Below are 22,147 nucleotides of genomic sequence, written 5' to 3'. Positions count from 1 at the left end.
GCAACTACAGATCAGTTGCCTCGACGAGGAACAGGCGGTCCTAGATCGGGCAATCCTTGGGGAAAGCCGGCTTGCGCTTTTCAAGGTGCGAGTCCAGCCCTTCGCGGGCCTCATTGCCGGCAAAGCCGAGGATTTCGAGGGCGGTGGAGGTATCGAAAAGCGGCCCGTTGACGCGAAGCCAGTTGTTCAACGCGTATTTGGTCCAGCGGATTGCACTCTGTGCGCCGGTGGCGAGATCCTGCGCTGTTTCCAATGCGATGCTTTGCAGCTCCGCATCTTCGACGCACAGCGAAACCAGGCCGATCCGCTCAGCTTCCTCACCCGACAGCGGCTTGCAAGTGAGCAGATAGTATTTTGCCTTCGCCAGTCCGCAGAGCAGCGGCCAGATGATGCAGGCGACGTCGCCGGCGGCGACACCGAGCCTGGTATGCCCGTCGACGATCCGCGCCGATTTGCCACAGATCGACACGTCGGCAAGGATCCCGACGACGAGGCCGGCTCCCACGGCGACGCCGTTGATCGCGGAGATGATGGGCTTGTTGCAGTTGATGACGTTGTAGACGAGATCCTTGGCCTCTTTCCAGGTCGCCATCCGCGCGGCCGGATTGTCGAGCAGCGACTTGATCAGCTCGAAATCGCCGCCGGCCGAGAAGGCCTTGCCCGCCCCCGTGACGATCACAGCGTTGATGTCGGGGTCGCTGTCGATGTCTCTCCAGATGTGGGTGAGCTGCGTATGGGTCTCGGCGTCGACGGAGTTGTAGGTCTCCGGTCGATCAAAGGTGATCCGGAGGATCCGCTCAGCCGGATAGTCGAGCTTCAATTTCGTGTAGGCCGCGTATCGATTGGACATGTTGATCTTCCTGCTTTTGGCGCATAAGAAGCGCTACCAATTATTTCTAACAGATGTTAGAATTTGTGGTCGGCCAGCGCAAGCTGGTTCGAAACAAGAATGTCGAAAGACAGCGCTCGAGGAAATGTCGATGGAAACCGGGATCAATATCCAGACCGACGGCGGATCCGGCATCGGAACTGTCGGTGCGCTGTTCGAGACCTGTGCGGAACTCCACGCCAACAGGCTTGCGATCGAATACCGCGGCCGGCACGTGACCTATGGCGAGTTGCACGACCGGGTCCGTCGACTGACTGTCCTGCTTGCCGCGCGAGGACTGCACCGGGGCGACCGGCTCGGCTTGCTGTCGCGCAACCGTCCGGAATATCTCGAGATCGAGTTGGCGGCAGCCAATCTCGGAATCATCACGGCCTGTCTTAACTGGCGGTTGTCGGAGCGCGAGCTCTCCCATTGCATCGCGCTGGTGTCGCCCAAGCTGCTCCTGGTCGAGGCCGACCTCGCCCCAAACCTCCCGCCGGCCGCTAAGGCCAATTCGATCCTGGAGATCGGACCTCAATACGAAAGCGAGCTCGCGAGACAGGATGGGCGTGCATCCCCGTCTGTCGTCCAACCGGAAGATGGGCTCGTCATTCTCTATACCAGCGGAACGACCGGCCTGCCGAAAGGTGCCGTGATTTCGCACCGCGCAATGGTTATGCGGGCTCTGGTGTTTTCATCCGAGCTCGGCATCGCGCCGTACGACACGTTCGTCGCGTGGGCCCCCCTGTTCCACATGGCCTCAACTGATCATGCGTTGGCCACCCTGCTGCGCGGCGGAACTGTGGTCGTGATCGACGGCTTCCAGCTGGAGCAGCTGCTGACGGCGGTTTCTCAACACCACATTGGCTGGCTGGTCCTCATTCCCGGCATGGTCGAGGCCCTTATCGATGGTCTGAAAACGCAACGCACCAAGGTGAGGGGCGTGCGGGTGTGCGGAGCCATGGCGGATCTTGTCGCCCCGCACGCCATTGCCGAGGTCACCCAGTTGCTCGGCGCCCCCTATCTCAACAGCTTCGGTTCGACTGAGACCGGCCTGCCGCCCGCGACGCGGGCGCTGATTGCGCCAGGCGATGTGCCAGCCAGCCTGTCAAAGCGGCAAAATGCGTTCTGCCAGATCAAGCTGGTTGATGCCTCCGACAACGAGGTTGCGGCCGGCGAGCCCGGCGAGTTGGCTATTCGCAGCCCGACACTGTTCTCCGGGTATTGGCGCGCGGACGAGACCAACGCGCGCGACTTCCGCGGCGGCTGGTTTCACATGGGCGATGTCTTCAGGCGCAACGCCGACGGATCGCTCGATTTCGTCGACCGCGCCAAATACCTGATCAAGTCAGGTGGCGAGAATATCTATCCCGCCGAAATCGAGCGTGTCCTGCTAGGCGACGACCGGATCGCGGAAGTCGCAGTTGTCCGCGCTGCTGACCCAAGGTGGGGAGAAGCACCTGTCGCCTTCATCGCTTGCCGCGAAGGGGCTGCAATGACAGAGGCTGAGCTCACCGAACTGTGCCGCCGGGAGCTGGCGAGCTACAAGCGGCCCCGCGAATTCCGCTTCATTGCCTTCGGTGAATTCCCGCGCTCGACGAGCGGCAAGGTCCAGCGTCACGAACTCGAGCGTCTGTTGAAAGCATCCACATGAGCGACACCAGCCTCAGAGGAAAAGTTGCCGTCATCGGCATCGGATTGTCGGCGGTCGGCAAGGTGCCAGGCCGCAGTCCGCTCTCGCTTGCGGCGGAAGCCGCCAGAAACGCACTTGCGGATGCCGGCGTCGCCAAGAGCGAGGTGGACGGCGTGCTGTCGAGCCATGCCTTCGCCTCCCCGTTCCATCGCTTCAGCGTTGCTTTCAGCGAGTATTTTGGAATTCGTCCGACCTTCTCGAACACGCTGCAGGTGTCCGGCGCCACGGCGGCGACGATGTTCAGCATTGGTGCGGCTGCCATTCACGGCGGCCTCGCCAAGGTGGTGCTGCTGGTCGCGGCCGATAGTCTCATGACGGGGCTGACGCCGGATCTGGCGCTGCGTTCGCTCACCGAAAGCCGGGATCAGCAATACGAGATGCCCTTTGGCATACCGGTTGCCAACACCTTCGCAATGACCGCACACCGGCATATGAGAGAGTTCGGCACCACGCCCGAGCAGTTGGCGGAGGTCGCTGTCGTGCACAGGCGTCACGCGGCGCGGACCCCCGGCGCGCAACAGACGACGCCGATCACCGCAGCGGACGTGCTGACTTCACCGATGGTCACCACGCCCTATCACAAGCTCGATTGTTCGCTGATCTCGGACGGCGGCGCGGCATTTGTCCTCACGTCGGCCGAACATGCGAGGGCACTTGGAATCGGGAGGCCGATTTACATCCTCGGTTGCGGAGAATGCTACACCCACGAGCACATCTTCCTGATGCCGTCCCTGACCACGACCGGCGCCGTCGAATCCAGCCGGAGGGCGTACGTAATGGCCGGGTACCGGCCGAGCGATATGGATGTCGCCGGCATCTATGATTGCTTCACGGGCACCGTGATCATGATGCTTGAGGACCTCGGCTTCTGCCGAAAGGGTGAAGGCGGCCCGTTCGTCGCCGACGGACAGATGAGCTACGGCGGCCAAATACCTTCCAACACCCATGGCGGCTTGCTGTCATTCGCACATTCCGGAATACCCGGCGCCCTGTTCCACTTCCACGAGGTGATCGCACAGCTGCGCGGTCAATGCGGCCAGCGGCAGGTCGAAAACGCAGGGCTTGGGCTGGTGCACAGCCTCGGCGCTGGGTTTGCCACCAACGCCACGACCATTCTCGGCACGGAGGGAACGTTGTGATGGCATCCGAGGATTCCGCCCAAAAGCCCCTGCCCGCGCCGGATGCCGATACGATCACATTCTGGCACGGCTTGCGAAACGGCAAGCTCCTGCTGCAGCACTGCCGCCACTGTCGAAACGTGCAGTATTACCAGCAAGCCACATGTCGCGAATGCGGCAGCGATGAGCTTGAGCATCGGCCCGCAACCGGCCACGGCAAAGTGCATTCCTTCAGCGTGGTCTATCGGGCTCCGGGCCCTGCGTTCAAACAAGATGTCCCCTACGCCGTGTTGCTCGTCGAACTCGCGGAAGGGCCGCGCATGATCAGCACCTTGACGGGGAGCGATCCGAAGGACGTCACGTTCGACATGGAGGTCGAGCTCGCATTCGACCAAGTCTCCGACGACATAACTCTGCCGCGCTTCCGGAAAGCCTGAGGACCTGCATGAGTTCTGCTTGCATCCGCGCGCGATCGATTCTAACAAATGTTAGCAATTTGCAAGGCCTCGATTTTGCGACCCTCGCACCGCCAACCCACCGGTCGATTTACACCAGCAGCAAGCACCGACGGGCTTGCCGCGCAGCCGCCAGGACCACCCGCAATGGCAATCATGAAATCGGACATCGTCACCTCGACCGCGGAATATGCCCGTAACCGCAGCGCCTATGCTGAGCGCGTTGCGGATCTCAGGCAGCGCCGGGCTGCGGCTGCGCTCGGCGGTCCGGAACGAGCGCGTAAGCTTCACAAGGAACGCGACCAATTGCTGCCGCGCGAGCGGATCGCGGCACTGATCGATCCTGGATCACCGTTCCTTGAATTCTGCCAGCTGGCCGGCGAAGGCCTGTACGAAGGCGTCCCGCCCGGCGGTAGCATCATCACTGGCGTCGGAATGATCTCCGATCGTCCCTGCATGATCATCGCCAACGAGCCCACCGTAAAGGGCGGCACCTACTACGGTATCACCTGCAAGAAGCATGTTCGTGCGCAGCGCTTCGCCTGGCAGCACCGCCTGCCCTGCGTGACCCTGGTCCAATCCGGCGGCGCTAACCTGCCCGACCAGCCCAATATTTTCCCTGACGATGGCCAGTTTGGCTCGATCTTTTACAACCAGGTCAGGATGTCGGCAGAGGGAATCGCGCAAATTGCGGTGGTGCACGGTCCTTCTACCGCGGGCGGAGCTTACATTCCCGCTTTGAGCGATGAGACCGTGATTATCCGAAACCAGGGCGCCATGTTTCTCGGCGGACCGCAGCTGGTTTATGCGGCGACCCGCGAGGAAGTCGGCATCGAGGCACTCGGCGGCGGCGAGATGCATAGCCGAGTGAGCGGCGTCACTGACCATCTCGCCGAGAACGACGCCCATGCGATTGCCATCACGCGCGAGATCGTCGCCAGTCTCGGTGAAATTCCCCGGCAAAGCCGGACTGTCGCTCCGGTGCGCGAGCCACAGTTCGACCCCAACGAAATCTACGGCCTGATCAGTTCGGATCCGCGCATTCCCACCAATAATCGCGATGTCCTTGCGCGTCTCGTCGACGGAAGCGAATTCCATGAGTTCAAGCCGCTCTATGGCGATACGCTTGTGACCGGCTTCGCGCGGATCATGGGCTTCGAGATCGGCATCCTGTGCAACAATGGCGTGCTGTTCTCCGAAAGTGCGCTGAAAGCTACGCACTTCATCGAACTGTGCTGCAAGCGCGACATTCCGTTGCTGTTCATGGCTGACGTCACGGGCTTCATGGTTGGCCGTGAAGCCGAGGAAGGCGGCATCACCAAGAACGGTGCGAAGATGATTACGGCCATGGCAAGCGCCAATGTCCCTAAATACACGCTGATCATGGGCAATGCCTACGGCGCGGGCTACCTCGCCATGTGCGGCCGGGCGTTCCGGCCAAATGCCATGATGATGTGGCCAAATGCCCGTTCCGCCATCATGGGCCCCGACCAGGCAGCGACGACGCTCGCGATGGTTCGCGACGAGGTGCACAAGCGCGAGGGCACGAGTTGGACGGATTCCGAGCGCGAGGCCTACATGGCTCCGACCCGGCGAACATTCGAGGATTTCGCCAATGCCTACAATTTCGCCCGCAACACCTGGTGCGACATGGTGATCGATCCGCTCGAAACCCGCAGCGTGATGGCGCTGTTGCTTGACCTCGCCGGGCGTGTCCCGCGTCAGCGCACCGATTTCGGCGTGTTTCGGATGTAGACGCAAGGGGACCCGCCATGTTCAGGAAAATTCTGATTGCCAATCGAGGCGAAATCGCCTGCCGCATCGCCCGCACCTGCCAACGCCTCGGCGTTGCGGTCTCCACCGTGCACTCCACTGCAGATGCCGACGCCCTGCACGTCAAGGCCATTGGTGAATCCATCGAGATCGGCGCCGCGGCGGCCTCGGAAAGCTATCTGCGGATCGATGCCGTCATCGCCGCCGCGAAAACCACCGGCGCGGAGGCGATCCATCCCGGATTCGGCTTCCTGGCCGAGAATACGGCCTTTGCCCGCGCGGTCGAAGCAGCCGGTCTGGTATTCATCGGACCGACGCCGGAAACCATCGAGCGGCTTGGCGACAAGGCGTCCGCGAAACGGGAAGCCGTCGCCGCCGGCGTCGCCACAATACCCGGCAGCGAAGCTCCGGGCGAGGATCGCCTCGAAATCGAACGCATCGTCCGCCGGCTCGAACTGCCGGTCATGCTCAAGGCCGCGGCCGGCGGCGGTGGCAAGGGAATGCGGGCGATATCGACCTATGACGGGCTTGGCGACGAAATCGAGTCCGCGATGCGCGAGGCCAGGAATGCTTTCGGCGACGCAGGACTGATCGTCGAGAAGCTGATCCTGCAGGGCCGGCACATCGAGGTGCAGATCGCGGGCGACGGCGATGGTAATGTGATTCACCTGTTCGAACGCGAATGCACGCTGCAGCGCCGTCACCAGAAGCTGATAGAGGAAGCGCCAGCCGCCAACCTTCCTACCTCCCTTCGCCAACGCATCCTCGACGACGCCGTCAGGCTCGGACGCAGGCTCAGATATCGTGGTGTCGGCACGGTCGAATTCATCGTCAGCGGCACCGACTACTACTTTCTGGAGGTCAATCCCCGGCTCCAGGTCGAGCATCCCGTAACCGAGATGGTCACCGGCATCGACATCGTCGAGGCCATGCTCCGCATTGCCGCCGGCGAAGGACTGCCAGTCAAACAGGACGAAGTGGTGTGCCAGGGCCACGCGGTCGAGGCGCGCATCTGTGCCGAAGATCCGAATGACAGCTTCATGCCATCCACCGGAAAGCTCGCCCACGTCAGGTTCCCGTCCGGCGGCATTCGCGTCGAGACCGGCGTCGAAAGCGGGTCGACCGTTACGCCCTATTACGATTCAATGCTCGCCAAGCTGATTGCCCACGCCACCACTCGCGATCAGGCGCTCGACCAGCTTGATCGCGCACTCGGCGAGACCTCGATTTTCGGCGTCATCACCAACCGGGAGTTTCTCCGTCGGTTGATCGCTCTGCCCGCGACCCGGGCCGCGACGTTTCATACCCGCCTGATCGACGAGAGGATCGATGCGCTTGTGACCGCCACGGAAAACATTGACCCGGAAGCATTGGCGGTTGGCGCGTATTTCTGGATGATGCGCCAGCGCGCTGCCGCTTCCGGCAATCCCTGGCAGTCCAGCAGTCTGACCGGCTGGCGGATGACGGCAGCCGATGACGGCTTGTCACCGATCCCCCTTCTTCATCTTGAGGCCGCAGGTGACAGCGCGGAGCTCCGCTTTGCACCCTTGCAACCAGACGGCTCGATGCTGATCGGCGTCGACGCTGCCAGGGTTCGGGTGCAGCTTTCGCCGCTTGCCGACGACATGTTCGCCGCCGCAGCCAACGCGCGCTGCGAGACCGTGCGGATCGCACAGAAAGACCATGCGATCTTCGTGCACGATCCGCGTCACGCCCATACAATGACCGCGATCCCCTACCTCAGATACATCAGCGCCAGCGCCGAGGTCAGCGGCGAACTACGCGCCCCGATGACCGGCGTCGTGTTGAAGATCAACGTCACGGTCGGCAGCCGCGTCAAGGCAGGCGATCCGACCGTCGTCATGGAATCCATGAAGATGGAATTGCGTATCGCCAGCGAGGTGGACGGTGTGGTGACCGCAGTCCACTTCAAACCCGGCGATACCGTCGAGCGAAACGCCGTCGTCGCCATCGTCGAGCCCGAACTCATCCCGCAGTAGCCGCCTTATGAACTATCAGGACAGCATATGTTGCGATTTGGAAGCGTGAACTACGACGTCCGGGGCAAGATCGCGATCTTGACGCTCGACGAACCGAACAAGCTGAATGCACTGACAACAGGCATTCGCACAGGCATCCGTGAAGGCCTGCAACGGGCCGACAAGGACGATGAGGTACGTGTCACCATCATCACCGGTGCAGGCGGCAAGGCATTCTGCGCCGGCGCTGATATCGGCACTTTCGATTTCGATCCGGAGAAAGCGCGCGCCTTCTTCATCGACGCCATGGAGGTCCTGAGCGCTCCGGAACGGGCACTCAAGCCGGTGATCGCTGCCGTGAACGGGATTGCCTATGGCGGCGGATTCGAGCTTGCCCTCGCATCCGACTTCATCCTGGCGGCCGAGAGTGCCCGCTTTGCCGTACCCGAGATCAAGCTGGGCTTATTGCCTGGCTTCGCGATCGTGCGCCTCCAGGACATTGTCGGGCGCGCGAAAGCCAAGGAGATGAGCATGCTCGGCGACCCCGTCGACGCCGCGGAAGCGAGCCGCCTTGGACTCGTATCCCGCGTCGTTCCTGACGAACGCCTTCTCTCCGACGCAATCGCGTTCGCGGAACGCATCGCCTCACAGCCACGCCTTGCCGTGCAGATGGCCAAGTCCTTCTACAATCGCGGTCTCGGTGGCGACGAGATGCGCCACGCAATCGACGGGTTTCCGTTCCTGCTCACGCACGCCGATGCACGCGAAGGCATCAACGCATTCCTGGAAAAGCGCGAGCCACGATTCGATGAAAGGTAGCTGCAATACCTGCGTCTAATCAAAAATCGTCGCGCAGACACTCTGCCCGCACGACCAACATTTCACTTTCCATAAGAAAATAATGAGGGAGCACACGTGAAGAGAAATTTGCTGGCCTTGGCCATCCTGGTCGCGACAGCGTCGACCGCGTCCGCCCAAATCTCGAACGACGTGGTCCGGATTGGCGTGCTGACGGACCTTTCAAGCTGGGGGCGCGACAACAGCGGTCCCGGCTCGGTCGAGGCGGCAAAAATGGCCGTTGAGGAGTTTGGCCCGACAGTACTCGGAAAGCCGATCGAAATTGTCAGCGCCGACCACCAGATGAAGACCGACGTGGGCCTGCAGATCGTTCGCGACTGGTTCGACAACGGCAAGGTCGACGCAGTCGCCGACATTCCGAACTCGGGAATTGCAATCGCCGTTCACAATATGGTGCGGGAGCGCAACAAGATTGCGCTGCTCTCCGGCCCGGGGGCGAGCTCCCTGACCGACGAGCTGTGCAGCCCGAACACCGTCCATTTTTCCTATGATACCTACGCGCTATCCAAGGTGACCGCGTCGGCGGTCATCAAGGAGGGCGGCAAGTCCTGGTTCTTCGTCACCGCCGACTACGCCTTCGGACAGCAACTTGAGAAAGACGCGACGCGCTTCATCAAGGAGCTGGACGGCAAGGTGCTCGGCAGCGTGCGGCATCCGACCAACACAGCCGACTTCTCGTCGTTTGTGCTGCAGGCGCAGAACTCGAGGGCGGATGTCGTGGCATTTGCCAATGCTGGCCAGGACACCGACAATGCCATCAAGCAATCCGGTGAATTCGGCCTGGTTCAGGCCGGCCAGAAGCTTGTCGGCCTGCTGATGTTCGATACTGACGTGCACGCCGTCGGCCTGCAGGCCGCACAAGGCACTTATATGACTACGGCCTCTTATTGGAACATGGATGACAAGACCCGCGCCTGGTCAAAGAGGTTCTTCGCCCGGACCAACGTCATGCCGACCATGATCCACACTGGCGTCTACGGCTCTGTGCTGCACTATCTGAAGGCGATCAAGGCCGCTGGCACCGATGATCCCGCCGCAGTCATGGCCAAGATGCGCGAACTTCCGGTCGAAGACACCTTCGTACATGGCGGCAAGCTGCGCGAGGACGGGCGGGTGATCCGTGACATGTACCTGGCGCGCGTGAAGAAGCCGTCAGACTCGAAGGAGGCGTGGGACTATCTCGAGATCGTCAAGACGATCCGTGGTGAGGACGCCTATCGGCCCGTCAGCGAATCAAAGTGCGCGCTCCTCAAGAAGTGAAGCAACCTGAACGGCGCAAAGAGAGAGCCCTCTTGGCCGGGCGGACTTTCGGGAAGGCGGCCAAGGCAAATCATTGCCGAACATCGGAAGGACGATCAGTTCGTGAGCACTGCATCATCATCTATCGAACTCGTCGTCGCCGACGGGGTCGGAACGATCTGGTTGAACCGGCCGGAGCGAGGTAACGGGATCGAGTTCGAACTGGCGACGGCACTCAGGGCCGCGGCCTTCGACCTCGAGCGTGACGCGAGCGTCAAGGTCGTAGTCATTCGAGGCCGCGGAGCGAATTTCTCGGTCGGCGGAGATCTTCGAGCTTTCTCCACTGCCGGCGCCACATTCCCGCGGCTTGCCATGGACATCATCACTGCTTTCCACGACGCACTCCTTTCACTCAGACGTTCAGGAAAGCCGGCTATTGCCGCGGTGCACGGGGCCTGCGCGGGCGGAGCAATGTCTCTGGCATTGGCCTGTGATTTCGTTCTAGCCGCCGAAACAGCGCGTTTTTCAGTGGCATACCGCCGGTTGGGCGTTCCCGCCGATGGCGGCATGACACACTCGCTGACGCGCCTGGTGGGGCCGAGACGAGCGCTGGAGTTGATGCTCCTCTCGGATCACGTGAACGCAAGCGAGGCCCTGTCGCGTGGGCTAATCACGAGAGTATGTGCGGAGCAGGAGCTCGAGGCCGAGCTGACCCGAATGGCGCGGGCGCTAGCCGATAATTCACCCGCTGCAAGCCGTGCGGTGAAAGACCTGATCTGGAGCGCCGATACCGCCACGTTCGATGAACAACTATCCGCCGAGCTCGTTTCATTCGTCGACTGCGCGTCCTCGGCAGACTTTCGCGAGGGCCTGAAGGCGTTCAACGAGAGGCGGCCGCCAATATTCGAAGGAAAGTGAAAATGGGATCTCTGGACGGTAAAGTCGTGTTCATTACAGGCGCGAGCCGCGGCATCGGCCGGGAAATCGCGCTCAAATTCGCATCGGAAGGAGCACAAATTGCGCTCGCAGCCAAATCGAGCGAGCCCCACCCCACCCTTCCCGGAACTATCCATACAGTGGCCGAGGAGGTCCGCAAGCTCGGTACCGCCGCGCTTCCCCTCCGTGTCGATGTGCGCGACGCAGATGCGCTCGCAAACGCCATCGAAAGGACGGTTCAGGAATTCGGCGGGTTGGACATCCTCGTGAACAATGCCAGCGCCATCAGTCCGACCGGCCTGCTAGATACGCCGGCCAGGAAGTTCGATTTGCTGAGTGCGGTGAACGGCAGGGCGACCTACATCTGTGCCTATCATGCTGTACCGCACCTGAAGCGGTCGTCAAATCCCCACGTTCTCACCTTGTCGCCGCCACTACCGAAGTCGGCAATCTGGCTCGGCAAGTATCCCGCATACGCCACCTCGAAGTACAGCATGACCATGTACACTCTGGCACTGGCCGAGGAATTTCGATCGTTTGGAATTGCCGCCAATGCTCTTTGGCCAAAGACCATGATTGCAACCGACGCCGTGCGCGTGCATTACCAATCGGATTATCGCCGCAGCCGCTCGCCTTCGATCATGGCCGATGCGGCACACTTCATCGTTACGCAAGACAGTCGCGAATTCTCGGGCAGGACCTTGATCGACGAGGAGGTTTTGCGTTCGCAGGGTGTCGACGACCTGTCGGTCTATGCAATAGATCCTGCCAGCCAGCTAGCGCCAGACATCTTGATCGAATGACTGCAGCAACGATCAGGGAAAGCTTCCCGCCAGGGAAGCATAGAGGTACTGGACTTGCCCGGCTGCAGGAATGATTTCCGAATGAATACCGTCAGCGCGCGCATCGCCATTATTGTGAATCCAGCCTTGCCGCTTGGGTTGATTGCGAACACAGTTGCGGTCTTGAGCATCGGTATCGGCGCCGCAGAGCCGGACCTTGGAGGAAACCTCTTGACCGACGGCAACGGGCTCACTGTCCGGACCAGCGCGAACCGTCCAGTACCAATTCTGCAAGCCACGCCCGAAGCGCTGTCCGCACTGCTGACGCGCGCGCAGCCATTGGCGAGCGGCGCCGTTTTGGTACCTTTTCCGCAATTCGCCAGGGGGCTCCACCGCTTTGAGGACTATCTCGCCGAATTTCCGCTGCGCGCGCTCTCGAACGAGACTATTGACGGCTTGGGCTTCTACGGGCCTGAAAAATGGGTTCGGTCGCTGACGGGTAATCTGAAGCTCTTGCGCTGAAGATAGCGCTCCGTCACGAGCCTGAGGACTGACCTCATCATGAGCATGGTCGTGCACCCTTGCGCCACGACGCCATCCCCCGCTCAAGCACAGCTTCAAAATGCTATCGTCAGAAGATTAAGACCTTTCAACCCTCGTGAGCCAGGTTTCAAGCTCACCGCGAGCAAAAGCGCCTCGAGTTTGGGCATTGGCCTACCTCAAGGAAAGCCGTGTGACATTAAAGCTTCTGGATTTCGGCCGGTGGCCGGCCGGCCCGCAGGCCTTCCCGAGCCGAAGCTGTCCTCATCACGGTGGAAAAACTTTTGCGCTCGTCAGCCAGGCCTTCGGCCAACGGACGGTCGAGAGCTGACCGGGTAAGGCGCTTGGCAAAGGCCAGGCCTTCGGCGCCTCGGCTCGATAGCTCAGCGCCGATCTCAAGGGAACGCGCGAGCGGATCGGCGACAACCTCGTGCACAATACCGATTTCGTGCGCGCGCAGTCCCGTCACCGTTAGGCCACAGAGGATCATCTCGAGCGCCCTGGCCTCTCCAACTATCCTGGGCAAACGCTGTGTACCGCCACCGCCGGGAAAGATGCCGATGCGCGTTTCCGGAAGTCCGATCGCCGTGACCGTGCTCCCGGCGATGCGCAGGTCGCATGCCAGCGAAAGCTCGAAGCCTCCCCCCATGCACAGGCCATTGATAGCCGCAATGACCGGTTTGTCGACGGCTGCAATCGCGTCCGTCAGCGCGTGGAAACCAGGTGGTCGAGGACCAGGCGACGACGGGGCGCGAGGCGCTCCGCGCTCAATCGCATCTGCAGCCTCAGAGAGTTCTTCAACGTCGTAGTGACGGATGAAGATGCCGGGTACGCCCCCTGTAATGACAATGACCCGCACCGATGGGGCTATCCCTGCAGCGGTGACCGCATCGAACATCTCGGCCGCCCCGGCGGCCGTCATGGTGCCGAACGGGGCGTTAGCATAGGTGATGACACGGACCGCGCCGCGATCCTCGGTGGAAACAAGGGACATGGCCTACCCTCACCACAACGGCTCGCCGGACCGTCACGCGTCGGCGGTGCACCGCCCAGAATGCGCTCGGGCCCCGGACCGATCAAGACTTGGTCCGCTAATATTGCCATTGCAGCCGAGCGGATCAGCCCTAAACTCGTGCTTCCTCGGCATGCGTTTCCGACGGGCCTGTACAGCGGAGTAGAAGCTATGCCCCAACCGGAAAGCTTCCCAATCGAGACTTGGAGAGACGACGATTGTGGGCATTGTGGTCTCGGCGGAGCTGGCTCAGCAAAGCACGCTCTTGTCCGAGGGACCCGAAGCAGACGCAGAACGCGACAAGATGGCGCGATTGAAAAAGGTGCGTCTCGAGAAGGAAGCTGCAGAGATCGATTGATGCCTTGAACAAGACGGATACTGAGCGAGCCCGCTCGGCAAGTGGCGCGCGCGAGAACCCGCGAACATCGCCAAGCCGCGCTTCGGGACCGACGCCGAAAAAGACGTTGTCGGAGTGGATCGCGCAGCAAAAGCGCGACGGTGGCCATTATTGACTGCCCGCTTTCGGTCCTGCGCATCCAATATCATCTATCCGACGGATTTCTTTGATCTCCCGGTGCACATGTCGTGCACGCGCTAGCTTCTAATCGATTGAAATACTTAAACTCTCGCTCCAATCCATCATAGTCAGCGTGAGCTATCTCCAGCAAGCGACATCCAATGTGTGAATGCCCTCCCCGGCTGGATGCTCGAGTTCGTACGACGGTCCAACTCCGGCGACACACTAGTGACTGCGTGCCGCGGATATAGCGAACAAGATGTCGCTTCAGTTCTCGGCTGTCCGCGGCAAGCGTGAAATCCCCCCTCTCGCTGCGGGATAGAGAGCAACTTGCACCGTCTCAGAGCAGCGAGTCAGGTAGGGCCGTGGGGCTGGAAGGTCAGAGCCCGCGCACTGCCGAGACCACCAGGTGGGAGCTCACTGGCGTACGAGACCCCGACTGGTGCGTCAGCGGTCGATACCAAAATTCGATGTGAATCCGGGCGTCTGGTTGTTGCCCCCTTCAAGCAGCAGGGCAATCTCCAGCTCTCGAAACGAAATGAGGCGTCGCCCAGTCTCGTCCCACAGAGCCCTCCCCACGCACTGCAAACTTTGCGGCAAGGTGATCCGTCCAATGGCAGCGAGTTCCGGATGATCTCGCAACACGTCCGGCAACCGATAGCAAGGGATTCGGCTGCACAAATGATGGACATGGTGGACGCCAATGTTAGCCGTGAACCAGCGCAACACAGCTGGCAAGTAATAGTGCGAACTGCCATGTAGCGCAGCTTCGTGAAGACTCCAGGCCCCGTCATGGGACCAGGTGGTGTCCTCGAACTGGTGTTGGACATAGAACAGCCAGACACCAATCGACGCCGCCAAAACCATGATCGGCAAATGCACCAGAAGGAAGGGCCCAAAGCCGATCAGCCGGATCATCGCGGCGGCCAGGATCGCGATGGCGGCGTTCGTGCCCATCGTACTTAGCCAGGGCTTCCAGCCGCTTCGCATCATCCCGATCGGCAAGCGGTGCCGCAAAATAAACAGATAGGTGGGACCCAAGCCAAACATTACGATCGGATGCCGGTACAGACGATAGAGCAGCTGACGCCATCGGGAGCGTTCGAGAAACTCGCTCACTGTCAATGTGTCGATGTCGCCGAATCCTCGATGATCGAGATTACCCGAACTCGCGTGATGGAGGGTGTGGTTACGTCGCCAGTAATCGTACGGAGTGAGGGTCAAGACCCCGATGGTTCGGCCGACCCAATCGTTGACGCGCCGGCCGTGGAAGAACGATCCGTGGCCGCAGTCGTGCTGGATCATGAAGAGACGGACGAGGAAACCCGCTGCGGGTATCGCCAGCAGAAGCCCAATCCAGTAGCCGTGGTCAAGAGCCGCCCACATCAAGACCCAGATCGCGAGGAAAGGCACGGCCGTAATCAGCAGCTCGAATACGCTGCGCGCGCTGTTCGGTTCGCGATAGCGGGCAAGCAGGCGTGCCAACGAGCGGCTTTCTGGTGGGCTACGGACCATGCCTTCCGACCGCATTTACCACCAGCGCCGCCGCCAGGGTCCGTCCCAGCCTCCAGCCCATCGGCTTCTTCCGCGGACCAGTCTGATGATCAGAAGCAGCAACACCGCGCCAATCGCGGCACTCATGATCGCCGAGACGATACCGAAACCGAAATGGATTCCGAGTTGCGGAAACAGCCAGCTCGCAATGAAGGCGCCCGCGATTCCCACGATGAGGTCGCCAACGAGGCCAAAGCCAGTCCCGTGGACGAGCTGGCCAGCAAGCCAGCCGGCGGCGACGCCGACAACCAAGATGACGAGAAGGCTTTCGCCGGACATGTTCATCTTTGCGCCCTCACGATCCGACAGTCACGCTATGAAGCTACCGCGGTTGCACAGGATAGCCCCGAGCGGAGACAGATACTGTGCAATATTGCTCAGACATCATTTGTTCTGGCGGAACAAGTTGACCGCTCCGCGCAAACAAATGTGCAATTTTGCTCAGCGATGGCGGATGATAGCCCGTATATGTGTCGTCAGGCTTCTTCCGGACTTATGCGACCAGTCCGATCGGCAATCGGCCAAGTCTCGATCTGATCTATCAGACAGCCGCGGGGTGCACTCGCAAAGTCGAAAAAGCTACGAATCGATGGGTGCAGATTTCAGGTAGGTCTCCTCCGGATCAAGTAGAGTCGCGATCTCACTGGTCGAGATTGACGTATAGCCAGTACAGAAGGCCAGCATCGCTGCCGAGCCATCTTATTGTTGAGCTCCGAATGTTCGGAGTTAGAAGTCCATGCCACCCATTCCGCCCGCACCCGGAGGCATGCCGCCGCCACCCGCGTTCTTCTTCGGCACTTCGGCCACCATGGCTTCGGTGGTGATCAGAAGAGCCGCCACCGAGGACGCGTTTTGGATCGCCACCCGAACCACCTTGGTCGGATCGATGATGCCCTTCGAGATCAGGTTGCCGTATTCACCGGTCTGCGAGTCGAAGCCGTACGAGTACTGATCCTTTTCGAGGATCTTGCCGACGATCACCGAACCGTCCTCACCCGCGTTGATCGCGATCTGGCGGGCCGGGTAGGACAATGCCTTGCGCACGATCTCGACGCCGGTCTTCTGGTCGTCGTTCTTGGTGCGAATGCCCTTGAGGTGCTCGGAGGCACGGAGCAGGGCGACGCCGCCGCCCGGCACGATGCCTTCCTCGACAGCCGCGCGGGTCGCATGCATCGCGTCATCAACGCGATCCTTGCGCTCCTTCACCTCGACTTCGGTCGCGCCGCCGACGCGGATCACCGCGACGCCGCCTGCGAGCTTGGCGAGACGCTCCTGCAGCTTCTCACGGTCGTAGTCCGAGGTGGTCTCCTCGATCTGCGCCTTGATCTGCGCCACGCGAGCTTCGATGTCGGCTTTCTTGCCGGCGCCGCTGACGATCGTGGTGTTCTCCTTGTCGATCATCACCTTCTTGGCGCGGCCGAGCATCTGCAGCGTGACGTTCTCGAGCTTGATGCCGAGGTCTTCCGAGATGGCCTGGCCGCCGGTCAGGATCGCGATGTCCTGCAGCATGGCCTTGCGGCGATCGCCGAAGCCCGGAGCCTTGACGGCCGCGACCTTCAGGCCGCCACGCAGGCGGTTGACGACCAGGGTGGCAAGCGCCTCGCCCTCGACGTCTTCAGCGATGATGACCAGTGGCTTGCCGCTCTGCACCACGGCTTCCAACAAGGGAAGCAATTCATTCAACTGAGATAGCTTCTTCTCGTTGATCAGGACGTAGGCATCTTCCATCTCAACGCGCATCTTGTCGGCGTTGGTGACGAAATAGGGCGAGATGTAGCCGCGGTCGAACTGCATGCCCTCGACGACTTCCAGTTCGGTCTCCAGCGACTTGGCTTCCTCGACCGTGATCACGCCCTCGTTGCCGACCTTCTTCATGGCGTCGGCGATGAACTTGCCGATCTCGGCATCGCCGTTGGCCGAAATGGTGCCAACCTGGGCGATCTCCTCGTTCGAGGTGACCTTCTTGGAGTTCTTGACGAGGTCGGCGACCACGGCTTCCACCGCCAGATCGATACCGCGCTTCAGGTCCATCGGGTTCATGCCGGCGGCAACCGACTTGGCGCCTTCACGGACGATCGCAGCTGCAAGCACAGTCGCGGTGGTGGTGCCGTCGCCGGCCGCGTCAGCGGACTTGGAGGCGACTTCGCGCACCATCTGGGCGCCCATGTTCTCGAACTTGTCCTCGAGCTCGATCTCCTTGGCGACAGTGACGCCGTCCTTGGTGATGCGGGGAGCGCCGAACGACTTCTCGAGCACCACGTTGCGGCCCTTGGGACCGAGTGTCACTTTCACCGCATTATGGAGAATGTCGACACCGCGCAACATGCGATCCCGGGCATCGACGCCGAATTTGACTTCTTTGGCTGACATAATGATCTTCCTTTTCGACTGGTCAGGCCCCGAAGTTCGCGCTACTTCGCGGGTCCTTGAGGGCTGAAGACTTGAATGACGACCTCATCCTTCGAGATGCCGATTGCGCCCACCCCTATAATAAGGAAACGGGCTAAACGCTTAAGCGGCCTTCTTCTTGGTGGCGGGAACGTCGGTGAGGACGCCCATGATGTCACCCTCCTTCATGATCAGGAGGTCGACACCGTCGATCTTGACCTCGGTGCCCGACCACTTGCCGAACAGGACGCGGTCACCGACCTTGATGTCGATCGGGATCAGCTTGCCGGCCTCGTCACGGCCGCCCGGGCCGACGGCGATGACTTCGCCCTGCGAGGGCTTTTCCTTGGCAGTGTCCGGAATGATGATGCCGCCTGCGGTCTTGTCTTCGGCGTCGATGCGCTTGACCACCACGCGGTCGTGGAGCGGACGAAATTTCATGCGATCCTCCTTGGATTTTGTGATTTATTTTTCTGGATTGGCAGTCGCAATGAGCGAGTGCTGGTCGCTCTTCACATAAGCCTACAACACTGGCCCGCAAGGGCTTCGGCCCAGGATGTTAGACTTTACCTCGAGTCCCTTGAGCACGAGGCCCTAGTACGATTGATAGCAGGCGAAATAGACATGCTGATAGACCGGTGGCATTCGTGCTCGATTTGACCGAACGCTAGCGCGCCGAGGAAACCCTTCGGGATAGCGAATACAAGCTCCGACAAATCGTCGACGCCGTGCCAGGCATCATCCAGTCGTCGGGCCGGCCGGTAAGTTGGCAATGCAGATCGTCGAAGTCTGCCAGACTGCCGAAGCGTGGATCGACAACGCAGTAGTCTGCGACGTCATAGCCGAAATCAACCGTCGGCGACGGGTGACGGGGGAGATCCAGATCGCACTTCTGAGAGCCTCACGTTGAGAATGCCCTATCCGGAATTTTCACACGAACGGCAGGAAGATATCGGGCCGTGTGGGTAGAAGCCGCCGAAAATAGCCCCGTCCCTCAGCCGAAACGGCACTGCTGCCAGCAAAGAAGTCGTCCGGCATATGACGCGTTTTGCCAGCCACACGCTCGAGCGGCACGAGCTGAGGTTCGATGCGGTCGCCGTCATAGTGTAGCACCACCGAGCCACTGCCGGTTAAGGCGCTTTGCGCGGCAAATTCGCCTGCAGCGAAAGCCTCCTTGCGGTCGGTTTCGTCGATCACGCCGATATATCCGCGTGGTAGATAGCCTAGCGTATCGACGCGCGCCCTTGCCTTGCGAAAGCGCGATTTCAGCGCTTTCTGGATTTCGATGCCGAGATCGCCGCCGGTCAATTGCAGATTGCCATGGGCGTCGCGCTCGACCGCCCCGCCCGCCAGCGCCTCGGTGAGAGGCCGACCCATCTCGTCCTGCACGCCCTCGGACATCGAAACGATGCAGCGGCCCAGGCGCGCATAAACCGCCTCGACCTCGTCGAGGAACCGGGGAACCGAGAACGGCTGTTCCGGTGTGTAGATCAGATGCGGGGCATCGTCGGGCGATTGCTGCCAGCCTGCTGCGGCGGCGGTGAGAAAGCCGGCATGACGGCCCATAACGATGGCCACATGGATGCCGGGCATGGCGCGAAAATCGAGATCGATGCTGACAAGGGCGTTGGCGACGAAGGCGGCGGCCGAGATGAAGCCGGGGACATGATCGTTCTCCATCAAGTCGTTATCGATCGTCTTGGGGGCATGCACGAAATGGCAGGGGCCACTTGACTGTTGACGCAGCAGTTCGAGCGTTCCGGCCGTGTCATTGCCGCCAATATAGACGAAGGCACGGGCGTCGAGCCGGTCCAGCGCCGCGAGGATATCAGAGCATGTGCCGGGATCTGGTTTGTCGCGGGTCGAGCCGAGCGCCGAACTGGGCGTGTTGCCGAGGCGGTGCAGATCCGCCTCGGGGACAGCGGTGAGGTCGACGACGTTGTCCGCCGTGAGGCCGCGCACGCCATGGCGCGCGCCGAGAATCTGCAACGACGGATCATGCCTGCGCGCGGCAAGGATGGCGCCGCACAGCGTCTGGTTGATCACAGCGGTGGGGCCGCCGCCCTGGGCAATGACGATCGATGGCATGAATTCTCCATGACTTTATTATTGCTGTGCCGCCCGCGGACAGTGAAAGACGATTGAAGCGAAGATTATCCAATTCTGCAACGAGCTGTGGCCTGCAGCGAATGGATCTTTGGATCTGCGTCTTGCTAACCGTGCTAAAGGGTCGCGCTTAGGAAGGACCGCCTTGCGCCAACTGCGGTCCATCGACGATCCACTTCGACAATCACCAGCTTGCCAGCAGGTCGCGCCCACGCCCGTCTACCGCCGACGCTGAAGCACCCGGTTCGGCGTGCTCACATCGTTTGTCTCTGGACTTTCTTTGGTCTCCCAATGCACACGTCGTGCACACGCTGTCCTCTAACCAATTGAAAAGCTTAAACTCTCGCTCCAATCCATCATGGGGGCCACGGAAAAGATATAATCTTGATATTTCAACGAGTTACCTTGGAATTCAAAGGGAATGCCCATAAGCATGTGCGCTTCAAACCAGGCCAAATTTGCGCACGCTTGTAGCCGTTTTGACCTGCTAGTGCACGCGTAGCGCACACAAAGCGGCGCGTCGCCCGGAGGATGTCCAATCATGCTGCCCCGGAAGCAGATTGCGCTCTGCTCGGCGCGGTCGAGATCGAGGCAGCGCCGGGCAGCTCCGGGCTGCGCGCGCGGATACGCCGACACCTGCTTCGACCGCGGCGTATTCGTCCGCGCGCTCGGCGACACGGACCCCATCGCTGTCGCGGCCCAGCCGGGACAGACGATATTGGTCCGCACACCCTTGCGGCCGTAATCGCGCGCCAGCGATTTGCCGAAGCCGATGCAGGCGTGCTTCATCGTCACATAGCTGGCCGCGTCGGGGCCCGCGAACAAACCGGCGATCGAAGCAACGACCACGACGGCGCCTTTTTGCGCGATGAGATCCGGAAGGCTTTCGCGGGCGCAGACAAAGGCTGTGTCGAGGTTGAGCCGGGTCGCCAGCGACCACGTCTCGTCAGTCATCGAGATTGTCGGACCGACGCCGTGGCCTCCGGCATTGGCGATCAGGATGTCCACCTTGCCAAACTTGCCGTGGATCTCCTGCAACGCTGCCCGTACGGCGACGCTGTCGGCCGCGTCCGCCTGCACCACGAAGCAGCCGGTGTCGTCAGCCAACGCCTGCAACGGCTCCCGTCGCCGGCCCATGACGGCAACGTTAGCGCCCTCCGACGCCAAGGCCGTTCGTCCTCTGAATCTCATGTGTTCGCTTCGCCCCCGATGCCGCCCGCGTTTTCGTCGAGCCGGACGACAAACTGCTATCCGACGGTCGTTCGTTGCTGTCAGTTAGACCCACCGGGCCAAGTACGTCTTGGACTCAAGCGCAGCTACGCTAGGACGTGGGCGCGTACGGCGGTTCCGCTCGCAAGTCGCTTCGGACTGCACTGTCGCGGTCAACACGGAAGGGTACACGAGAGGAAACGCGGCCTCGTTTGCCGTGGGCTCGTTCAATCTCACGGCAGAGGCCGCAGATTTATTTTAAGTCTAAAGTATCAATACAGACCAAAAGATCACCGAGGCGCCCATTGGAGAGCCATGGGGATAGTTGTTCTCCGCACAAGCTCCGAAAAATTGCATATCGGCAAGCAGCTTCGGCGCGCGTTGAACGAGCCTTGAATTTACTTTTGGCACGAACTATCTTGTGGGCGACATCGAGGTCGTCGCGTTCAGCGGGCCCGGATGCCGCAGGAGATCTGATTTGGCAGTCGCGAAGGAGTCCCCACCTGTTTCACCCAAGAGCGGGGTTGACCAGGAGGCCGAGTACCGGGCTCAGACACGGCTTTGGCTTCGGCTGCTTGCTTGCACAACCCTGATCGAGGGCGAGTTGCGGCGCCGGTTCCGCGAGGAATTCGATTTCACGATGCCGCGCTTCGACGTTCTGGCCCAGCTTGACCGCGAGCCGAGTGGACTGGTGCTGGGAGAGCTGCCGAAGCGCCTGATGGTCTCCGCCGGAAACCTCACACCCATCGTCGATCGCCTGGTCGAGGACGGCTACATCACGCGAACGCCGTCCAACCTGGATCGGCGCGTGCAGATCGTTTGCATGACCGTCGAGGGCCGCAAGGCCTTCAGGCGCATGGCCAAGAGCCATGGCTCGTGGCTGGCCGAATTGCTGGCTGGATTCTCGGCCGACCGGCTCGATGAATTGACCAGCGAGCTCGACGAGCTCAAGGGAGCCGTCAAGGACGCGATGCAGAAGCCGTGAGCTGACCGAGCCACATATTCGGTGTCGTCCCTGCGAAAGCAGGGACCCATAACCACAGCTAGAGCATTTTCTGACCTGGCGGAATCGGAAGGGATTCCCTTGTGAGGCAAATCGTGATTCACCCTGAGGGCTGGT

Annotated in this window: 20 protein-coding genes and 1 pseudogene; 12 read left to right on the top strand and 9 right to left on the bottom strand. The window is 61.1% G+C overall.

The features are described from left to right. Window positions 1–40 precede the first annotated feature (40 nt). Window positions 41–850, bottom strand: a complete 810-nt coding sequence (locus HU230_RS08270) for an enoyl-CoA hydratase/isomerase family protein (protein WP_176532103.1) — start codon at window positions 848–850, stop codon at window positions 41–43. Between HU230_RS08270 and HU230_RS08265 the strand changes: the two genes are divergently transcribed. The 10 genes from HU230_RS08265 (at window position 849) to HU230_RS08220 (ending at window position 12,223) form a co-directional block, all read left to right on the top strand. Further along, window positions 849–2,522, top strand: coding sequence for a class I adenylate-forming enzyme family protein (locus HU230_RS08265; RefSeq protein WP_224943108.1), 1,674 nt, complete (start codon window positions 849–851; stop codon window positions 2,520–2,522). The genes HU230_RS08270 and HU230_RS08265 overlap by 2 nt on opposite strands. Beyond that, window positions 2,519–3,700, top strand: a complete 1,182-nt coding sequence (locus HU230_RS08260; RefSeq protein ID WP_176532104.1) for a thiolase C-terminal domain-containing protein — start codon at window positions 2,519–2,521, stop codon at window positions 3,698–3,700. Before HU230_RS08265 ends, HU230_RS08260 begins: the two co-directional genes overlap by 4 nt. After that, entirely contained in the window at window positions 3,700–4,116 is a 417-nt protein-coding gene (locus tag HU230_RS08255) for a Zn-ribbon domain-containing OB-fold protein (RefSeq protein WP_176532105.1), read from the top strand. The genes HU230_RS08260 and HU230_RS08255 overlap by 1 nt, the downstream gene beginning before the upstream one ends. Window positions 4,117–4,281: 165 nt before the next feature. Next, window positions 4,282–5,889 carry a carboxyl transferase domain-containing protein gene (locus HU230_RS08250; protein ID WP_176532106.1) on the top strand — a complete coding sequence of 536 codons (1,608 nt, stop codon included), beginning with the start codon at window positions 4,282–4,284 and terminating at the stop codon, window positions 5,887–5,889. Between the two features lie 17 nt (window positions 5,890–5,906). Next, the gene (locus HU230_RS08245) at window positions 5,907–7,907 is read left to right on the top strand and encodes an acetyl/propionyl/methylcrotonyl-CoA carboxylase subunit alpha (RefSeq protein ID WP_176532107.1); all 2,001 of its coding nucleotides are present in this window, start codon (window positions 5,907–5,909) and stop codon (window positions 7,905–7,907) included. 45 nt (window positions 7,908–7,952) lie between these two features. Further along, window positions 7,953–8,705 (top strand): enoyl-CoA hydratase/isomerase family protein, encoded by a 753-nt coding sequence (locus HU230_RS08240; RefSeq protein ID WP_224943106.1) that lies wholly within the window; start codon window positions 7,953–7,955, stop codon window positions 8,703–8,705. A 96-nt stretch (window positions 8,706–8,801) separates the two neighbouring features. Next, window positions 8,802–10,004 (top strand): ABC transporter substrate-binding protein, encoded by a 1,203-nt coding sequence (locus HU230_RS08235; RefSeq protein ID WP_176532109.1) that lies wholly within the window; start codon window positions 8,802–8,804, stop codon window positions 10,002–10,004. A 102-nt stretch (window positions 10,005–10,106) separates the two neighbouring features. Then, the gene (locus tag HU230_RS08230) at window positions 10,107–10,901 is read left to right on the top strand and encodes an enoyl-CoA hydratase/isomerase family protein (protein ID WP_176532110.1); all 795 of its coding nucleotides are present in this window, start codon (window positions 10,107–10,109) and stop codon (window positions 10,899–10,901) included. 2 nt (window positions 10,902–10,903) lie between these two features. Then, on the top strand, window positions 10,904–11,722 hold the full coding sequence (locus HU230_RS08225; protein ID WP_176532111.1) for an SDR family oxidoreductase: 819 nt from the start codon (window positions 10,904–10,906) through the stop codon (window positions 11,720–11,722). Window positions 11,723–11,803: 81 nt separating this feature from the next. Then, complete coding sequence (locus HU230_RS08220) at window positions 11,804–12,223, top strand: DUF2000 domain-containing protein (RefSeq protein WP_176532112.1); 420 nt, start codon at window positions 11,804–11,806, stop codon at window positions 12,221–12,223. Between the two features lie 217 nt (window positions 12,224–12,440). Here HU230_RS08220 and HU230_RS08215 read toward each other — a convergent pair whose 3' ends face one another. Further along, entirely contained in the window at window positions 12,441–13,235 is a 795-nt protein-coding gene (locus HU230_RS08215) for an enoyl-CoA hydratase/isomerase family protein (protein WP_176532113.1), read from the bottom strand. A gap of 238 nt (window positions 13,236–13,473) precedes the next feature. Between HU230_RS08215 and HU230_RS08210 the strand changes: the two genes are divergently transcribed. Continuing rightward, window positions 13,474–13,611, top strand: a complete 138-nt coding sequence (locus HU230_RS08210; protein ID WP_224943104.1) for a hypothetical protein — start codon at window positions 13,474–13,476, stop codon at window positions 13,609–13,611. A 606-nt stretch (window positions 13,612–14,217) separates the two neighbouring features. Here the strand turns inward: HU230_RS08210 and HU230_RS08205 are convergent. The 7 genes and pseudogenes from HU230_RS08205 to HU230_RS08175 all read right to left on the bottom strand — a co-directional run bounded on the left by HU230_RS08205 (window position 14,218) and on the right by HU230_RS08175 (window position 20,955). Further along, the gene (locus HU230_RS08205) at window positions 14,218–15,285 is read right to left on the bottom strand and encodes a fatty acid desaturase (RefSeq protein ID WP_176535097.1); all 1,068 of its coding nucleotides are present in this window, start codon (window positions 15,283–15,285) and stop codon (window positions 14,218–14,220) included. A gap of 15 nt (window positions 15,286–15,300) precedes the next feature. Beyond that, window positions 15,301–15,609, bottom strand: coding sequence for a GlsB/YeaQ/YmgE family stress response membrane protein (locus HU230_RS08200; protein WP_176532114.1), 309 nt, complete (start codon window positions 15,607–15,609; stop codon window positions 15,301–15,303). Window positions 15,610–16,050: 441 nt separating this feature from the next. Further along, window positions 16,051–17,694, bottom strand: coding sequence for a chaperonin GroEL (groL, locus tag HU230_RS08195; RefSeq protein WP_176532115.1), 1,644 nt, complete (start codon window positions 17,692–17,694; stop codon window positions 16,051–16,053). A 141-nt stretch (window positions 17,695–17,835) separates the two neighbouring features. Further along, entirely contained in the window at window positions 17,836–18,153 is a 318-nt protein-coding gene (locus HU230_RS08190; protein WP_092125536.1) for a co-chaperone GroES, read from the bottom strand. A 334-nt stretch (window positions 18,154–18,487) separates the two neighbouring features. Beyond that, window positions 18,488–18,600: pseudogene (locus HU230_RS08185) on the bottom strand (alpha-amylase family glycosyl hydrolase); the annotation flags it as partial. A 42-nt stretch (window positions 18,601–18,642) separates the two neighbouring features. Continuing rightward, window positions 18,643–19,800: a diphosphate--fructose-6-phosphate 1-phosphotransferase gene (locus HU230_RS08180; RefSeq protein WP_176532116.1), complete on the bottom strand. Its 1,158-nt coding sequence runs from the start codon at window positions 19,798–19,800 to the stop codon at window positions 18,643–18,645. A gap of 336 nt (window positions 19,801–20,136) precedes the next feature. Beyond that, entirely contained in the window at window positions 20,137–20,955 is an 819-nt protein-coding gene (locus HU230_RS08175) for an SDR family NAD(P)-dependent oxidoreductase (protein ID WP_234633884.1), read from the bottom strand. Window positions 20,956–21,448: 493 nt separating this feature from the next. Between HU230_RS08175 and HU230_RS08170 the strand changes: the two genes are divergently transcribed. After that, on the top strand, window positions 21,449–22,012 hold the full coding sequence (locus tag HU230_RS08170) for a MarR family winged helix-turn-helix transcriptional regulator (protein ID WP_224943102.1): 564 nt from the start codon (window positions 21,449–21,451) through the stop codon (window positions 22,010–22,012). The last annotated feature ends 135 nt before the right edge of the window (window positions 22,013–22,147 follow it).

Origin of the sequence: Bradyrhizobium quebecense, from assembly GCF_013373795.3 — a bacterium.
Classification (GTDB): domain Bacteria; phylum Pseudomonadota; class Alphaproteobacteria; order Rhizobiales; family Xanthobacteraceae; genus Bradyrhizobium; species Bradyrhizobium quebecense.
Note: the sequence above shows the minus strand (reverse complement) of the source record. Positions and strands in the feature narration are given on the sequence as shown.

What these genes read in the sequence shown, in the direction of transcription:
- HU230_RS08180 (WP_176532116.1), bottom strand. Translation starts at nt 19,800, where the DNA reads ATGCCATCGATCGTCATTGCCCAGGGCGGCGGCCCCACCGCTGTGATC.
- HU230_RS08205 (WP_176535097.1), bottom strand. Translation starts at nt 15,285, where the DNA reads ATGGTCCGTAGCCCACCAGAAAGCCGCTCGTTGGCACGCCTGCTTGCC.
- HU230_RS08270 (WP_176532103.1), bottom strand. Translation starts at nt 850, where the DNA reads ATGTCCAATCGATACGCGGCCTACACGAAATTGAAGCTCGACTATCCG.
- HU230_RS08250 (WP_176532106.1), top strand. Translation starts at nt 4,282, where the DNA reads ATGGCAATCATGAAATCGGACATCGTCACCTCGACCGCGGAATATGCC.
- HU230_RS08175 (WP_234633884.1), bottom strand. Translation starts at nt 20,955, where the DNA reads ATGGGCCGGCGACGGGAGCCGTTGCAGGCGTTGGCTGACGACACCGGC.
- HU230_RS08190 (WP_092125536.1), bottom strand. Translation starts at nt 18,153, where the DNA reads ATGAAATTTCGTCCGCTCCACGACCGCGTGGTGGTCAAGCGCATCGAC.
- HU230_RS08255 (WP_176532105.1), top strand. Translation starts at nt 3,700, where the DNA reads ATGGCATCCGAGGATTCCGCCCAAAAGCCCCTGCCCGCGCCGGATGCC.
- HU230_RS08220 (WP_176532112.1), top strand. Translation starts at nt 11,804, where the DNA reads ATGAATACCGTCAGCGCGCGCATCGCCATTATTGTGAATCCAGCCTTG.
- HU230_RS08215 (WP_176532113.1), bottom strand. Translation starts at nt 13,235, where the DNA reads ATGTCCCTTGTTTCCACCGAGGATCGCGGCGCGGTCCGTGTCATCACC.
- HU230_RS08225 (WP_176532111.1), top strand. Translation starts at nt 10,904, where the DNA reads ATGGGATCTCTGGACGGTAAAGTCGTGTTCATTACAGGCGCGAGCCGC.
- HU230_RS08245 (WP_176532107.1), top strand. Translation starts at nt 5,907, where the DNA reads ATGTTCAGGAAAATTCTGATTGCCAATCGAGGCGAAATCGCCTGCCGC.
- HU230_RS08260 (WP_176532104.1), top strand. Translation starts at nt 2,519, where the DNA reads ATGAGCGACACCAGCCTCAGAGGAAAAGTTGCCGTCATCGGCATCGGA.
- HU230_RS08265 (WP_224943108.1), top strand. Translation starts at nt 849, where the DNA reads ATGTTGATCTTCCTGCTTTTGGCGCATAAGAAGCGCTACCAATTATTT.
- groL (WP_176532115.1), bottom strand. Translation starts at nt 17,694, where the DNA reads ATGTCAGCCAAAGAAGTCAAATTCGGCGTCGATGCCCGGGATCGCATG.
- HU230_RS08200 (WP_176532114.1), bottom strand. Translation starts at nt 15,609, where the DNA reads ATGAACATGTCCGGCGAAAGCCTTCTCGTCATCTTGGTTGTCGGCGTC.